The 15,183-nt window shown below is 58.3% G+C and carries 16 protein-coding genes and 1 pseudogene; 6 read left to right on the forward strand and 11 right to left on the reverse strand.

The annotated features are described in order from the left end of the window. Nucleotides 1-81: 81 nt before the first annotated feature. The gene (locus tag ICA16_RS13760) at nucleotides 82-1,155 is read right to left on the reverse strand and encodes an AI-2E family transporter (RefSeq protein ID WP_150601227.1); all 1,074 of its coding nucleotides are present in this window, start codon (nucleotides 1,153-1,155) and stop codon (nucleotides 82-84) included. Nucleotides 1,156-1,189: 34 nt separating this feature from the next. Then, complete coding sequence (locus tag ICA16_RS13765) at nucleotides 1,190-2,248, reverse strand: DUF2066 domain-containing protein (protein WP_210700828.1); 1,059 nt, start codon at nucleotides 2,246-2,248, stop codon at nucleotides 1,190-1,192. A 369-nt stretch (nucleotides 2,249-2,617) separates the two neighbouring features. On the opposite strand from ICA16_RS13765, the gene purM reads away from it, so the two are divergent. The 3 genes from purM to ICA16_RS13780 are packed head-to-tail and all read left to right on the forward strand — an operon-like array spanning nucleotide 2,618 to nucleotide 5,048. Then, nucleotides 2,618-3,676, forward strand: a complete 1,059-nt coding sequence (purM, locus tag ICA16_RS13770) for a phosphoribosylformylglycinamidine cyclo-ligase (protein ID WP_042558307.1) — start codon at nucleotides 2,618-2,620, stop codon at nucleotides 3,674-3,676. Then, nucleotides 3,676-4,326 (forward strand): phosphoribosylglycinamide formyltransferase, encoded by a 651-nt coding sequence (gene purN / locus ICA16_RS13775; protein WP_210553673.1) that lies wholly within the window; start codon nucleotides 3,676-3,678, stop codon nucleotides 4,324-4,326. Before purM ends, purN begins: the two co-directional genes overlap by 1 nt. An 8-nt stretch (nucleotides 4,327-4,334) precedes the next feature. Then, nucleotides 4,335-5,048 (forward strand): DUF3108 domain-containing protein, encoded by a 714-nt coding sequence (locus ICA16_RS13780; protein ID WP_210700829.1) that lies wholly within the window; start codon nucleotides 4,335-4,337, stop codon nucleotides 5,046-5,048. 183 nt (nucleotides 5,049-5,231) lie between these two features. Here the strand turns inward: ICA16_RS13780 and ICA16_RS28445 are convergent, their stop codons facing one another. From ICA16_RS28445 to ICA16_RS13790, 3 genes and pseudogenes are all read right to left on the reverse strand, one after another. Next, entirely contained in the window at nucleotides 5,232-6,095 is an 864-nt protein-coding gene (locus ICA16_RS28445; RefSeq protein ID WP_411959647.1) for a methyl-accepting chemotaxis protein, read from the reverse strand. Continuing rightward, a pseudogene (locus ICA16_RS28450) lies at nucleotides 6,087-6,857 on the reverse strand (MCP four helix bundle domain-containing protein); the annotation flags it as partial. The gene ICA16_RS28445 and the pseudogene ICA16_RS28450, both read right to left, overlap by 9 nt. A 137-nt stretch (nucleotides 6,858-6,994) precedes the next feature. Then, nucleotides 6,995-8,017, reverse strand: coding sequence for an amidohydrolase family protein (locus ICA16_RS13790; protein WP_210553674.1), 1,023 nt, complete (start codon nucleotides 8,015-8,017; stop codon nucleotides 6,995-6,997). A gap of 151 nt (nucleotides 8,018-8,168) precedes the next feature. Between ICA16_RS13790 and ICA16_RS13795 the strand changes: the two genes are divergently transcribed. Together ICA16_RS13795 and ICA16_RS13800 are read left to right on the forward strand one after the other, a co-directional pair. After that, nucleotides 8,169-8,585: an OsmC family protein gene (locus ICA16_RS13795; RefSeq protein ID WP_042558302.1), complete on the forward strand. Its 417-nt coding sequence runs from the start codon at nucleotides 8,169-8,171 to the stop codon at nucleotides 8,583-8,585. Nucleotides 8,586-8,646: 61 nt separating this feature from the next. Further along, nucleotides 8,647-9,513 carry a pirin family protein gene (locus tag ICA16_RS13800; protein ID WP_210700830.1) on the forward strand — a complete coding sequence of 289 codons (867 nt, stop codon included), beginning with the start codon at nucleotides 8,647-8,649 and terminating at the stop codon, nucleotides 9,511-9,513. Nucleotides 9,514-9,606: 93 nt separating this feature from the next. Here ICA16_RS13800 and ICA16_RS13805 read toward each other — a convergent pair whose 3' ends face one another. The 4 genes from ICA16_RS13805 to ICA16_RS13820 all read right to left on the reverse strand — a co-directional run bounded on the left by ICA16_RS13805 (nucleotide 9,607) and on the right by ICA16_RS13820 (nucleotide 13,316). After that, the gene (locus ICA16_RS13805) at nucleotides 9,607-10,335 is read right to left on the reverse strand and encodes a dienelactone hydrolase family protein (RefSeq protein WP_150618449.1); all 729 of its coding nucleotides are present in this window, start codon (nucleotides 10,333-10,335) and stop codon (nucleotides 9,607-9,609) included. Nucleotides 10,336-10,403: 68 nt separating this feature from the next. Beyond that, nucleotides 10,404-12,308 carry a molecular chaperone HtpG gene (gene htpG, locus ICA16_RS13810; RefSeq protein WP_150618448.1) on the reverse strand — a complete coding sequence of 635 codons (1,905 nt, stop codon included), beginning with the start codon at nucleotides 12,306-12,308 and terminating at the stop codon, nucleotides 10,404-10,406. Nucleotides 12,309-12,390: 82 nt separating this feature from the next. Continuing rightward, nucleotides 12,391-12,843 (reverse strand): PaaI family thioesterase, encoded by a 453-nt coding sequence (locus tag ICA16_RS13815; RefSeq protein ID WP_150601218.1) that lies wholly within the window; start codon nucleotides 12,841-12,843, stop codon nucleotides 12,391-12,393. Next, nucleotides 12,840-13,316, reverse strand: a complete 477-nt coding sequence (locus tag ICA16_RS13820; RefSeq protein ID WP_210700831.1) for a PaaI family thioesterase — start codon at nucleotides 13,314-13,316, stop codon at nucleotides 12,840-12,842. The genes ICA16_RS13815 and ICA16_RS13820 overlap by 4 nt, the downstream gene beginning before the upstream one ends. A gap of 158 nt (nucleotides 13,317-13,474) precedes the next feature. Here ICA16_RS13820 and ICA16_RS13825 point away from each other — a divergent pair, with 158 nt between their 5' ends. Continuing rightward, nucleotides 13,475-13,711, forward strand: a complete 237-nt coding sequence (locus tag ICA16_RS13825; RefSeq protein ID WP_007959016.1) for a hypothetical protein — start codon at nucleotides 13,475-13,477, stop codon at nucleotides 13,709-13,711. Nucleotides 13,712-13,789: 78 nt separating this feature from the next. Here the strand turns inward: ICA16_RS13825 and ICA16_RS13830 are convergent, their stop codons facing one another. Together ICA16_RS13830 and ICA16_RS13835 are read right to left on the reverse strand one after the other, a co-directional pair. Then, the gene (locus ICA16_RS13830; protein WP_150601216.1) at nucleotides 13,790-14,191 is read right to left on the reverse strand and encodes an MAPEG family protein; all 402 of its coding nucleotides are present in this window, start codon (nucleotides 14,189-14,191) and stop codon (nucleotides 13,790-13,792) included. Beyond that, complete coding sequence (locus ICA16_RS13835) at nucleotides 14,188-14,928, reverse strand: DUF599 domain-containing protein (RefSeq protein ID WP_150618445.1); 741 nt, start codon at nucleotides 14,926-14,928, stop codon at nucleotides 14,188-14,190. The genes ICA16_RS13830 and ICA16_RS13835 overlap by 4 nt, the downstream gene beginning before the upstream one ends. Between the last annotated feature and the right edge of the window lie 255 nt (nucleotides 14,929-15,183).

Consider the following 15,183-nt stretch of genomic DNA (forward strand, 5'->3'; position numbering starts at 1 on the left):
ACAGTTTCTCTGACGCATTCGATCCAGCATTCCCCGCAAGACACGGGCCAACCCGGCTATTCGCCGGGTCGCCCCTCTCCACTACAGCTCCGGCTCGTCAGCGCCACTATAAATGTCGGAATCCTTGTACAAGTCGTGCATATGACGCACCAGCACCATGATCACCGCCGCCACCGGCAGTGCCAGCAACACACCGGTGAAGCCAAACAGCTCGCCGCCGGCCAGGATCGCGAAGATCACCGCCACCGGATGCAGGCCGATCCGGTCGCCTACCAACAACGGGGTCAACACCATGCCTTCCAGGGCCTGACCGACCATGAACACGGCGACGATCCCGACCATCGGATAAAGATCGCCACCGAACTGGAACAACCCGGCAACCAACGCCGCACCGATGCCGATCACAAAGCCCATATACGGCACGATCGCCGCCAGCCCCGCGATCAGACCAATCAACAGCCCCAGTTCCAGGCCAACGATCATCAGCCCCGCGGCGTAAATCACCCCCAACGCCACCATCACCAGCAACTGTCCGCGCACGAATGCCCCCAGCACTTCATGGCATTCACCGGCCAGCGCGACGATGGTTGGCTCACGATCGCGCGGCAACAGGCTGCGGATCTTGGCCATCATCAAGTCCCAGTCGCGCAGCAAGTAGAAACTCACCACCGGGATCAGCACCAGATTGGCCAGCCAGCCGATCAGCGCCAGACTCGAAGCCGTCGCCTGGCTCAGCACCACGCCGACAATGTCGGTGGTCTGGCCCATGTGCTCACTGATCGCTGCTTTGACCTTGTCGAATTTCCAGAAGCCGTCAGACAGCCCCAGCTTCGATTGCGCCCACGGCACTGCCGAGTGTTGCAACCAGTCGAGCATCTGCGGCATCAGTTCGTACAGGCGCAGCAGCTGTTTGGCGAGCATCGGCACCAACACCAGCATCAGCGCGGTAACGATCAGCGTGAACAAAGTGAACACCGCGATAACGCCCCAGGTGCGCGACAAACCGAGCTTCTCCAGGCGATCCACCAGCGGATCGAACAGATACGCCAACAACAGCGCCACCAGAAACGGCGTGAGGATCGAGTGCAATAACCACACAAACACGCAAAGCAGGACTACCCCACCGAGCCAAAACCAACGCCGCGTATCGGCCATGTACCACTCCTACTGCTTCTATATAAGGAAAGACTTACCAGCGAAACCGCAATGACGGCGCTGCAGGTGTCGGGGTCGGAGCCGCGACCGGTGTTGAACCTGCCACCGCCGGCTGCGGCGCTGCCACCGGAGCCGGAGCTTCGGCTGGCAGTTCCTGCAACTTGGCCAGCGACAACTGCGCGCGCATCTGATCGGCACTGCCATTGACCCGATAGACGATACGATCGCCATCAACGCTTTTCAGACGCACGCCAAACGGCTCAAGTAACCGCAACAACGCGGCGTAACGTTCAAGATTCATGCCCTGCACTTCCAGGGTCTGCTGCCCGCTTGCCCCAGGCTTGGCGGCAAAGCGTGGCGCCAGGCGCTGGGCAACCGCAAGCATCACTGCATCCGCAACGGCTGCCTGATCCGCCCCTTGCACACTGCCCGCTTCTTTTTGATCACCTAGCCACAAATGCCATTTGGCCTGCCACTGACCACCCTCTTCACGCGCATGCACAGCCAACAAGGCGTCAGCGTTATAGCGCTCCGAAGCATCGCGCAAAGGCGCGGCATCCGTGCCTTCGAGTGCCGGCGCCGTGGCGACCAGTTGTTCACTCAGATCGGCCAAAGGCAAACGCAATGGCAAACCACGATGCTGAGCGGCTGTGCGCAACGGCGCCGCAGCCGCCTGACCATCACCGACCAGACTCGAACCTTCAGCCGAGTCGTTCAGCCACCAGCTCAGTATCGACGGCCGACTGGCGCCCCACAGGGACAATCCGGCGCGGCGCAATGCCTGCTCGGTACTGTTCGGATCGAAGTCGACTTTCAGCACCTCCGGCGGCCCGGCGTCAAAACCGAACTGACTGATGATCTGCTGCGGATCCTTGCGAACGGCTGCCAACCCCGGATTTTGCGCAGCTTTTGGGTCACCGGTCAGGCGCAATACCAACGTATCCAGCGCGGCCTGAGTAGCACGCTCGCGCTCCTCAGGAGCCTGGCCCTGGACCGGCTCACGCACTTGATAAAGACCTTTGAGGTTTTCGGCATGACTCGCCAGGCTGACCAAAGACAAACAGCCCACAAACAACAATTTACAAAAACGCATGGAGAATTCCCGTCGACAGGAGCGGCTGGAACAGGCCGCGTGAATCGGTTGAGCAAGGCTGTGACAATCTGCCAACACCAAACATTCACACGGCGGCGGTAAGTTTTTGCACAGTGATAACGATAGACGGTTAATTGCCACACCTTATACAGGCAGCCGTACGCCTCAATTGCAAAAAATTTCGGGTGATATGGCCCTGCCCGTCGGTACGAGGATGGCCGCTGCCCCTCAAGCCTGATAAAATCGCGCGCCTTCGCAGACCGGCAACAGCCGGGCACCTCGAAACTCGCGTGAGGCTATCGCCCCATCGACTTCGGCGCCCCGCTGAACTCGGTCGTTACCCCTGAATCCCCCCTAAAGGCCTGGATCATGAGCAAGCAACCCTCCCTGAGCTACAAGGACGCCGGTGTAGACATCGACGCCGGTGAAGCATTGGTCGAACGCATCAAGAGCGTCGCCAAGCGCACTGCGCGTCCGGAAGTCATGGGCGGCCTGGGCGGTTTCGGCGCCCTCTGCGAAATCCCGGCCGGCTACAAGCAGCCAGTACTGGTTTCCGGCACTGACGGAGTCGGCACCAAGCTGCGCCTGGCCCTGAACCTGAACAAGCACGACACCATCGGCATCGACCTGGTCGCCATGTGCGTCAACGACCTGGTGGTGTGCGGCGCCGAGCCACTGTTCTTCCTCGATTACTACGCCACCGGCAAACTCAACGTCGAGACCGCTGCCCAGGTTGTGACCGGCATCGGCGCCGGCTGCGAACTGTCCGGTTGCTCGCTGGTTGGCGGCGAAACCGCTGAAATGCCTGGCATGTACGAAGGCGAAGACTACGACCTGGCCGGCTTCTGCGTCGGCGTCGTGGAAAAAGCCGAAATCATCGACGGCTCGAAAGTCGCCACCGGTGACGCGCTGATCGCCCTGCCTTCGTCCGGCCCGCACTCCAACGGCTACTCGCTGATCCGCAAGATCATCGAAGTGTCCGGCTCCGACATCGAAAACATCCAGCTCGACGGCAAACCGCTGACCGACCTGCTGATGGCCCCAACCCGCATCTACGTGAAGCCGCTGCTCAAGCTGATCAAAGACACCGGCGCGGTTAAAGCCATGGCCCACATCACCGGTGGTGGCCTGCTCGACAACATCCCGCGCGTTCTGCCAAAAGGCGCTCAGGCCGTGGTTGACGTCGCCAGCTGGAATCGCCCGGCCGTCTTCGACTGGCTGCAAGAGAAAGGCAACGTTGACGAGACCGAGATGCACCGCGTTCTGAACTGCGGCGTCGGCATGGTCATCTGCGTGGCTCAGGAGCACGTTGAAGTTGCCCTGAACACCCTGCGTGACGCTGGCGAACAGCCTTGGGTCATCGGTCAGATCGCAGTCGCTGCCGAAGGCGCTGCTCAGGTCGAACTGAAGAACCTTAAGGCTCATTAATGTCCGCAACCTGTGATGTCGTGGTGCTGTTGTCCGGCACCGGCAGTAACTTGCAGGCCTTGATCGACAGCACGCGGACCGGCGAAAGCCCGGTCCGCATCGCTGCGGTGATTTCCAACCGCGCCGACGCCTACGGCCTGCAACGCGCCAGTGACGCGGGTATCGCCACCCGCTCGCTGGATCACAAGGCTTTCGAAGGTCGCGAGGCCTTCGATGCTGCCCTGATCGAACTGATCGACGAATTCAATCCCAAACTCGTGGTACTGGCCGGTTTCATGCGTATTCTCAGCGCTGACTTCGTTCGCCACTATCAGGGTCGCCTGCTCAACATCCATCCTTCGCTGCTGCCCAAATACAAAGGGTTACACACCCATCAGCGCGCGCTGGAGGCCGGCGACACCGAGCACGGCTGCTCCGTCCACTTCGTCACCGAGGAACTCGATGGCGGACCACTGGTCGTACAGGCAGTAATACCGGTAGAGTTGCACGACACGCCGCAGAGTCTGGCGCAGCGAGTGCATGCTCAGGAACACTTGATCTACCCCATGGCTGTACGCTGGTTTGCCGAAGGCAGGCTTGCACTCGGGGACGCAGGTGCTTCACTGGACGGCCAGTTACTCGCGGCCAGCGGCCATTTGATTCGACACTAGGAGATATTATGCGTCGCGCCCTGCTATTTGCTTGCGCACTGCTCGCCCTGCCTTTCGCGCAGGCGGCAGACCTTCAACCGTTCTCCGCCAGCTACACCGCCGACTGGAAACAGCTGCCGATGAGCGGCACTGCCGAACGCAGCCTGTCCAAGGATGCCAAAGGCGTCTGGACGCTCAGCTTCAAGGCGTCGATGATGATCGCCAGCCTCACTGAGACCAGCTCCCTGACCCTGGACAAAGACACGCTGCTGCCGCAGTCCTACCACTTCGAACGTGGCGGTCTGGGCAAGGCCAAGAAGGCTGATCTGGACTTCGACTGGACCAACAAACTGGTCACCGGCACCGACCGTGGCGATGCGGTGAAAATCCCGCTGAACCGTGGCATGGTCGACAAATCGACTTATCAGCTGGCACTGCAACATGATGTTGCCGCCGGCAAGAAGACCATGAGCTACCAAGTGGTCGATGACGGCGAAATCGATACCTATGACTTCCGCGTGCTTGGCTCGGAAAAAGTCGACACCAAGGCAGGCAAGATCGATGCGATCAAGGTCGAGCGCGTACGCGACCCGACACAAAGCAAGCGCATCACCGTCCTTTGGTTTGCCAAGGACTGGGATTACCTGCTGGTTCGCTTGCAACAAGTTGAAACCGACGGCAAGGAGTACAACATCATGCTCCAGGACGGTACGGTCAACGGCAAGGCTGTGAAAGGCAGCTGATCCGACGCGATGTAAAAAAGCCCCGCGATTGTGGGGCTTTTTATTGCCTGCGATTTCTGCAACGACACAACCCCTTGTAGGAGCTGTCGAGTGAAACGAAGCTGCGATCTTTTGATCCTGTTTTCAAGATCAAAAGATCGCAGCGTGCCGCAGCTCCTACAGGGATATTTCGGGAGGGTGCATTTAGACCGAGAACCTGGCCACCATGCTGTTCAAATCCACCGCCAATCGCGACAACTCCTGGCTCGCCGCACTGGTCTGATTCGCCCCCGCCGACGTCTGCATCGCCAGATCGCGAATATTCATCAAATTGCGATCCACCTCCCGCGCCACCGCCGCTTGCTCTTCAGAAGCACTGGCGATCACCAGATTGCGCTCGTTGATCAAGGTGAACGCCGAGGCAATCTCCTCCAGCGCAGTTCCGGCCGACTTGGCCAGGTCCAGCGTCGCACGCGCCCGCACGTTGCTCTGCTGCATCGAATCGACCGCTGAATCCGTGCCTTGCTGAATGCCACCGATCATCTGCTCGATTTCCTGAGTCGACTGCTGAGTGCGATGCGCCAGCGCCCGCACCTCATCCGCGACCACTGCAAAACCGCGCCCGGCATCGCCAGCCCGTGCGGCTTCGATCGCCGCGTTCAGCGCCAGCAGATTGGTCTGCTCGGCAATCGAGCGGATCACATCCAGCACTTTGCTGATGCCATGAACCTTCTGCGCCAAATCTTCCATCTGGGTTGCATTGGCCGTCACGTCCTCGGCGAGAGATTCGATTGACGATACGGTCTGCTGCACCTGCTGGCGGCCATGCTGGGCAATGCGATCGGATTCGCGCGAGGCCTCGGAGGTCGCCACAGCATTGCTGGCCACCTCCTCCACTGCCGCGGTCATCTGATTTACCGCTGTCGCCGCCTGCTCGATTTCCAGACTCTGCTGATGCAGCCCACGCGTAGCGTCTTCCGTGACGCAACTCAGCTCTTCTGACGCTGAAGCCAACTGACTGGACGACTCGGAAATTTGCCGAATCGTGTCGCGCAGGTTGTGCTGCATGCTTTTGAGCGCTTGCAGCAACCGCGCCGGCTCGTCCTTGCCAGAGATGTTGATGTCGCCGGTCAGATCTCCGCCGGCCACCACTTGCGCCACACCTAAGGACTGCGCCAGTGGCAATACGATGCTGCGCGTCAGCAACAGCGCCAGACCGATGGTGATCAGCGCGGTAACGCCGATCATGACCCCGACCCAAACCCGCGAATGAGTGAACACCAGCCGCGCGGCCTCGGTAGCGAGATTGGCATTGTGTTTGTTCAGTTCAACCAGCTGACGCAGGAGTACGGCGATTTCATCGGCCAACGGGCTCATCTCGCCATTGAGAATGCGCGCCGCCTCCTCCACCCGATTCTGCGCAGACAACTGCATGACCTGCGCCTGAAGCTCCAGATATTGCTGCTCGGCCACCTTGAAGCGATCAAACAATTGGCGCTCTTCAGGCAGCACGATCAGCACGTCATAACGCTGTTGGGCCTCATTCAGTACCCCGAGCAGGTCATTGAGCTTGGCGACATTCTGCTGCAATGCCTGCGGATCACGATTGAGCAACAGGCGCATGGTCAGCGCGCGCAGGCGCAACATGTCCTGACTCATCTCACCGACCGCCATCACGCTCGGCAGCCAGTTGTTGTCGACCTCGTCGGACTGGGCGCGCATGTTCGACATTTGCAGCAGGGCGAACGCCCCAAGGGCAAACACCATCAACGCCAACAGGCCAAAACCGAGGCCGGCGCGCGGGGCAATATTGAGACTACGGATACTCATTGCTTTGGTTCCTTCCAGAAGCGCTGCATCAACCTACAGCGGGTTGCTCTAGAAGGTATCGGCCCGGCAGAAATTTGCGTAAGACGAAAACGTGATATCAAAACGCCTTAATACTTCTAACCCTCGGCATTAACGATTCAGCGCGATTTGCCGGACTTGAGCGCTGTTCGCGGCAATATCGCCAGGAAGTTATCGCGAGCGACCTTTTGTGCAACATCGTCGGGAAGTGCATCAAGGAAAGGCGCGAAGTTGTGCATTTCCTCACCGAGCTTGTTGAATCGCCCTACAACATCCGAGCCGAGCATGAAGCGCTCCGGGTATTTTTCAACCAGCGCCAGCCATTCCGGGCGCGGCTTGCCCTGTTCATCCAGCAGATACGGCTTGAGCATGCTCCACGACAGATCAATGAACAGATTCGGATATGCCTCGAGCATGCGCGTGAGGGTCGGCAGGAGAAAGTCGAGTTGTGTCTGGTGCCGATGTATTTCCGCACTGGTGCCGGCATGCGCCCAGATGAACCGCGTGTGCGGGTGATTACGCAGCGGTTGTTCGATTTCCTGCAGGTACAGCGGATTTCTCTCACGCTTGGAGGTGATGTTGGAATGCACCATCACCGGCAGATCGTTTTCTGCCGCCAAGTGATAGATCTTGGTCATCGCCTCATTGTTAGCGCGCGGCGTGTCACCGGACGTCAGCGCCGTCAGGTCGTCATGCCGCGTGAACACTTCGCCAATGCCTTGCCACAGCCCCGGATACAGTTCGAGCATGCGCTGAATATGCGCTGCGGAATTCTTGTCGTTCGGGTTGAAGCCTGACAGGAACGGATGAAAGTACGGCCGCTGCTCAGGCGTCAGTTTTTGCACGGCATCAGCGACGATCACGTCGGTGGCGCTGTACCAGTAGGCGTCGGCATCATCACCGGCGTAATAGCGCGGGCGCTTCGGTTCGTCCTCGTGCCACTTTTTCGCCACGGGAATGCCGGAAATCATCACATGCTCAATGGAATTTTCCTTCATGGCCGTCAGCAATTTCGGCATGCCGGCGGTTTCCTGGAAAAAATCCACGTAGTGCAGGTGCGCATCGCTGTAGGTGTATTCGCGGGCGCTGGCGCTACCGGCAAGCACCAGCAAACAGGCAAGACTCAAACGATACAGGGACACAATTAATCTCCGGCAAGTAGGCATAGCCTAGACCCCGCCCTGCCCCCAAGGGTTCATCCCGCAGGAAAGTGGAACGCGTGCCGGTGGGAATGCTCTATAACTGCAAGGTCTTTTTGATCGAACGACTTTTCCTGCTGCCAGTGAGGTTCACATGACCGTTACCGTCAATACCGTCTCCGCTGAAGGTTTTCGTCACACTGTCCAGATCGATGAACACGAACTGTTTGCCGACGTACCGGCCTCTGCCGGCGGCGAAGGCACGGCGCCAGAGCCGCACGATTACTTCGACGCCGCACTCGGCGCCTGCAAGGCCCTGACCCTGAAGATGTACGCGAAGAAGAAAGACATCCCGCTGACCGGCGTGGGTGTCGAGGTCAAACGCGATAACAGTGAAGAACAGAAAGGCAAATACGCCCTGCACGTCACCCTTACCCTCAAAGGCGTGCTCACCGACGCCCAGCGCGAGGAACTGCTGCGAGTCGCCGACCGTTGCCCGATCCACAAGCTCATGACCACCAGCGAAGTCAGCATCGAAACCCATGCCCCACAAGGCTTCGACAGCCAATAACCATCCTGATGCCAGCGGCGGGTTATGCTTCTGGCATCACCCGCTCAGCCTGGAATGCACCATGGACACGCAACCCCTGATCATCCGCCCACGAGCCGAAGACGTCGAAGGCCAGCCGATTCTTCGCCCGTTGCCGTCAGCCAAATGCCGCAGCGTCGGGCCTTTCGTGTTTTTTGATCACATGCTCGAAACGGTTTATCCGACGGGCAAAGGCATGAACATCCGACAGCATCCGCACATTGGTCTGTCGACACTGACCTATCTGTTTGAAGGCCAACTCCAGCACAAGGACAGCCTCGGCTCCGATCAGGTAGTCAGCGCTGGCGATGTCAGCTGGATGACCGCCGGCAGCGCGATTGCCCACGTTGAACGCACGCCGGCGCCGCTGTGGGATCAGAGTTTCACGATGCACGGTTTGCAGATCTGGCTGGCCTCGCCCAAGGATCATGAACAAGGCCCGGGGCATTACAGCCATCACCCGGCAGCGACCTTGCCGGTCAGCGATAACCTCGGCGTGCAGATTCGGATGATTGCCGGGTCAGGCTTTTGTCTGGAATCGCCAGTTCCGGTGCTTTCTCCTACGTTGTATGCCGAAGTGAAGATGCAAACAGCGACCACATTGCTGATTCCCACAGAGCATGAAGAGCGGGCGCTGTATATATTGAGTGGCGATGCACAACTGAACGGCGAAACGGTCGAACCGCATGCGCTGGTGGTGTTGCCGGTTGGGGAAGAAATGAGTCTGTTTGCCGAGAGCGATGTTCACGCTGTGGTGTTCGGCGGCGCGCCGCTGGACGGACCGAGGCGGATCAACTGGAATTTTGTTGCGAGCGATCCGGCAGCGATTGATGAGGCACGGCGTAAATGGGCGGCCGGGGATTGGCCGACGGTGCCGGGGGAAAGTGAGCGGATCGAGTTACCGCGTTGAGACGTTAAAGCAAAAGATCGCAGCCTTCGGCAGCTCCTACACAGGATCAATGTAGGAGCTGCCGAAGGCTGCGATCTTTTGACCTTGAAACAATCAGCCGCTGAACACTTCATCCAGCAAGTCATGCATCGACTTGAACGCCCGTTTGGCCGTCTTCGCGTCGTACATCATCTTGCCCGGCACATTGGCGTGCGGGTCGGTAAATGAGTGCACCGCACCGCCGTAGCTCAGCAATTGCCAATCCACCTTCGCCGCGTTCATCTCGTCTTCGAAGGCAGGCAGTTGCTCCTTCGGCACCAACGGATCGGACGCGCCGTGCAGTACCAGCACCGAGCCTTTGATGTTCTGCGCATCAGCAGGATTCGGTGAATCCAGCGTGCCGTGGAACGAAACGGCAGCCTTCACCGGCGCACCGGTACGCGCCAGATCCAGCGCACAGCAGCCGCCAAAGCAGAAACCGAACACCGCCAGTTTCGAAGTATCCACTGCCGCTTCGCCCTGAGTCTGTAACTGCTCGAACGCAGCCTGCATACGCGTGCGCAGCAGTGCGCGATCATCCTTGAGCGGCATCATCGCCGCACCGGCCTGATCAGCGTTCTGCGGACGCACGGCCTGACCGTAGACATCAGCGATCAACACCACGTAGCCCTTGGCCGCCACTGACTTGGCGATTTCTTCCGCGCCAGCGCTGACGCCCATCCAGTTCGGCGCCATCAACAAACCCGGACGCGCGCCTTTGTGCTCGGCGTCGAATGCCAGTCGACCTTCATAAGGTTGACCATCAATCTGATAGATCACGGAACGTACTGTGACTTGGCTCATTTCTGACTCCTGATTATTTGAACACCAGAATGAAAAAACCCGCCGAAGCGGGTTTTTTTACAACTTCATCAAACCGACAGTTCAACCAGCAGCTTGTTCAGGCGGCGCACGTAAGCGGCCGGATCCTTCAAGCTGTCGCCGGCGGCCAGGGCTGCCTGATCGAAGAGGATGTGCGACAGGTCGCCGAAACGCTCTTCGCTCTGCTCACCGTCGAGTTTCTCGATCAGCGGGTGGCTCGGGTTGAATTCGAAGATAGGCTTCGAATCCGGCACCTTCTGACCGCTGGCTTCGAGGATCTGACGCATTTGCAGACCCAGGTCCTGTTCGCCGATGGCCAGAATGGCCGGCGAATCAGTCAGGCGATGGGAAACCCGCACTTCAGCGACGGAATCGCCCAGCGCGGTTTTCAGACGCTCGACCAGACCTTCTTTGGACTTGGCGACTTCTTCTGCGGCTTTCTTGTCCTCTTCCGAGTCCAGGTTGCCCAGATCCAAGTCACCGCGTGCCACGTCAACGAAGGACTTGCCGTCGAAGTCGCTGAGGTAGCTCATCAGCCACTCGTCGATACGGTCGGTCAGCAGCAGCACTTCGATGCCTTTCTTGCGGAAGACTTCCAAGTGTGGGCTGTTTTTGACCTGCGCGTAGGTTTCGCCGGTGAGGTAGTAGATCTTGTCCTGACCTTCCTTGGCGCGTGCCAGGTAATCGGCCAGACCGACAATCTGCTCGCCTTCGTCGCCGTTGGTCGACGCGAAACGCAGCAGACCCGCGATTTTTTCCTTGTTGGCGAAGTCTTCTGCCGGGCCTTCTTTCATGACCTGACCGAAGTTCTTCCAGAAGCCCTTGTATTGCTCAGGCTCGTTCTTCGCCAGTTTTTCCAGCATGTCGAGCACACGCTTGGTCAGCGCCGACTTCATCGAGTCGATGATCGGGTCTTTCTGCAGAATTTCCCGCGACACGTTCAGCGACAGGTCGTTGGAGTCGACCACGCCTTTGATGAAGCGAAGATAGAGCGGCAGGAACGACTCGGCCTGATCCATCACGAACACGCGTTGCACGTACAGCTTCAGGCCTTTCGGCGCTTCACGCTGATACAAATCGAACGGTGCGCGGGCCGGCACGTACAGCAGCGAGCTGTATTCGAGTTTGCCTTCAACCTTGTTGTGGCTCCAGGCCAGCGGGTTCTCGAAATCGTGGGCGATGTGCTTGTAGAACTCCTGGTATTCCTCGTCCTTCACTTCGGTGCGCGGACGGGTCCACAGAGCACTGGCGCGGTTGACTGTTTCCCACTCGAGCGCTGGCGCCTCTTCGCCTTCGGCAGCCGTGACTTCTTTCGGCAGCTCGATCGGCAAAGCGATGTGGTCGGAGTACTTCTTGATGATGTTGCGCAGACGCCAGCCATCGGCGAACTCGTCTTCTGCAGCTTTGAGGTGCAGGACGATGCGGGTGCCGCGTTCTGGTTTTTCGATGGTGGCGACTTCGAACTCGCCCTCGCCTTTCGACGACCAGTGCACGCCTTCGCTGGCGTCAGTTCCGGCGCGACGGCTGTACACGTCAACTTTGTCGGCAACGATGAAGGCTGAGTAGAAGCCCACACCGAACTGGCCGATCAGGTGCGAATCTTTTTTCTGATCGCCCGACAGATTCTTCATGAAATCGGCGGTGCCCGACTTGGCGATGGTCCCCAGGTGGGCGATCACATCGTCACGATTCATGCCGATACCGTTGTCTTCGAGGGTGACGGTCTTGGCGTCCTTGTCGAAGCTCACACGGATTTTCAGATCTGCGCCACCTTCGAGCAACTCAGGCTTGGCCAGGGCTTCGAAGCGTAGCTTGTCGACAGCGTCAGAGGCGTTCGAGATCAATTCGCGAAGGAAGATTTCCTTGTTGGAATACAGCGAATGGATCATGAGGTGCAGCAGTTGCTTCACCTCGGTCTGGAAGCCCAGGGTTTCCTTTTGAGTTTCCACACTCATGGTCATCAAACTCCAATCAGATGGCAGTGGCCGCGACCCGAAATGGTCTGCGGCGGGTTGTCATCTGAGTTTGGGGCAGTGTTCAGGATTTCAAGGGCTCATCGATTTTGAAGTGCGCCCGAGCAGTGGCGATCGGTTCGCTTTCGGTACTTTGCCACGCCGTGATGGCAACGTTAGCCACCCGCCGCCCCTGGCGACAGACCTGACACCTGGCCCAAGTGTCGCGAAACTGCCCGGCGCGCAGGTAATCGAGGGAAAAATCGATGATCTTCGGCACGCCCGGTGCCCCGGTGAAAATCAATAAATGCAGGGCTGCGGCCAGTTCCATGAACCCGGCAATCACCCCGCCATGAATCGCCGGCAATAAAGGGTTACCAATGTTGTCCTTGTTCGCCGGCAGCTTGAACAGCAAGTCATCGCCCACGCGTGAGCACTCGATGCCGATCAGCCCGGCGTACGGAATCAACTTGAGCAGCGGCGCGTAGTCGCCCTGCGCATGGGCCCGCTGCAACTGAACCTTGAGGTCGTCGCTCACTGGCCCTCTCCCTTGATAGCGCCACCAAAACCCTTGGTGCCCCTGATGTTTTTGCCCATGCGCATGAAAGTGCCAACGACGTGAGCAATCGGCTGCTCGGGATCATCCTGGTAGGCGAAGCCGCGAGCGAAGATCACATCGGTCGTCACTCGATAGCACTGGGCGAAGCCGTAGACGTCTTTGTTGGGTTCTGCGGCGTGCATGTAGTCGATGCGCAGATCGAGGGTCGGGCAGACTTCGAACTCGGGCAGCACGCACAGGGTGGACATGCCGCACGCAGTGTCCATCAAAGAAGTGATAGCGCCACCATGTATCACGCCTGTCTGCGGGTTACCGACGATTTTCGTGCTGTATGGCAGGATCACCGTGAGCCCATCGGCAGAGGCGCTGTGCACTTGCAACCCAAGAACCTGGCAGTGGCGCAACGCTGAAAGAAATCGCGTCGCACGCTCAAAAACGGGGTTTTCAGCCATATGATAATTACTCTCGTTAGAGCCTTTTGCCAGTAGTAGGAAAAACCGTAAAAGTTCCACTGAAAAAAGATCTTATATATCTGAAACAAATGAGGAACTTAACCCTCGGCGCTGAGTTCTTAAGGCCAGTAGTTATTTTCCATAAGGAGAAACACCCCATGCGTAAGACTTTAGCTATTGCCTTGATGTTGACCGCTTCCCTCGGTCTCGCTGCCTGCGATAAAAAATCCGAGGACAAAGCTCAAGATGCAAACCAACATGCTGAACAAGCTCAGCAAGACATGAACAAAGCTCAGGATAAAGTGAACGACGCTGCGAAAGAAAACGCCGAAGCTGCCAAAGCTCAGGCAGAATCGAACGCAGCTGCACAAGAAGAAGCCGCCAAAAAGCAGTAATTCGCTTTCTGGTGTGAAAAAAAGGAAACCCGCCAAGTGCGGGTTTTCTTTTGTCTGTGATTTACCGGCAATACTGCCTTAGAGCAGGACAGTTCTAAAAGTCGGACTAATCATCAGCAACAACGAGCACACTAAACCGACCAGCCAGACCAGACTACGCAACGCAGGCTTATCAGCCAGGTAGAGCCACAAGTAGATGATCCGCGCGATGACAAAAATGATCGCCAATGTATCGATCAGCCATCCCGCCGTTTGCGTGGTGTGCGCCATCAGCACTCCCACTGCGAACAAGATGAACGCCTCTATGCTGTTCTGGTGCGCCGCCAGCGCCCTCGCGCCGTAACCGGTCAGCTGTGCCTGCTGTTGACGCGGCAAGTGGTTGTTATAACCGCCCTGCTCTTTCATGGCCTTGCCCACCGGCAGGCGCGCGATATAAATCAACAGGGCACTGATAAACACACACCAGAACGGAATACTCATGAAACAACCTCTTTGCTCGCCTCGGGAATGGGCGCCTCTGTAGGGGTATAGACCATGACATCGAGAACGTCGGAATGAAACTCGCGGCGGTACAAGACGACGACCACTCCGGCACTCATCAGCATGAACAACCAAGGGCTGACAAACCACGCCAACATGCTCATGCCGAAGTAGTAGGAGCGCAGGCCGAAGTTGAACTGGTTGGCCGCCATTGAAATCACTCGCGCCGCTCGCGAAGCGAAGGCTTTGCGCTCCAGCTCCGAGACTTGGCGCTCACCGATCATTGGCGCAGAGCCCACCAGAATCGCCGCAAAGTTGTACTGGCGCATGCACCAACTGAACGTGAAAAACGCGTAGACAAATACCATTGCCAGGCACAGCAACTTGATCTCCGACATGCCTTGCGAGGCCTGCTGCACCATCGGAATATCCGCCAGCAATGACACTGCGCGATCGGAAGCCCCCAGCACGGTGAGAATACCGGCGAGGATGATCAGGGTGCTGGAAGCGAAGAACGAGGCGTTACGCTCAAGGTTGCCGATCACGCTGGCGTCCGCGATGCGGTTGTCGCGCAGCAACATGCGGCGCATCCAGTCTTCGCGGTACAGGTGCAGCACGCTGGCCAGACACGCGGTGTCGCGAGCCTTCCAGCTGGCGTATCGGGTGTAGCCGCCCCAGCAGATGACAAACCAGAGTGCGGCGAGCAGATGGATCAGATTGGCCTGGATGAACGACATGCGGTTCCTTGTGATGTGTGAACACGATACCTGTAGGAGTGAGCCTGCTCGCGATAGCGGTCTGTCAGTCACATCTGTTCTGGATGTGCCACCGTGATCGCGAGCAGGCTCACTCCCACCTAAAACCTGTGCAACCCTTCGACGTTAGCTCAGGGAAAAAGACACTGCCTGATGCCCATAAAAAATGCCCCGTATCGATTGATACGGGGCATTTCTGTTTAAGCGTTCATGACCTGCTTGTGACGGGTCAGGAGA

It is taken from the genome of Pseudomonas anatoliensis, from assembly GCF_017976235.1.
Taxonomy (GTDB): Bacteria; Pseudomonadota; Gammaproteobacteria; order Pseudomonadales; family Pseudomonadaceae; genus Aquipseudomonas; species Aquipseudomonas anatoliensis.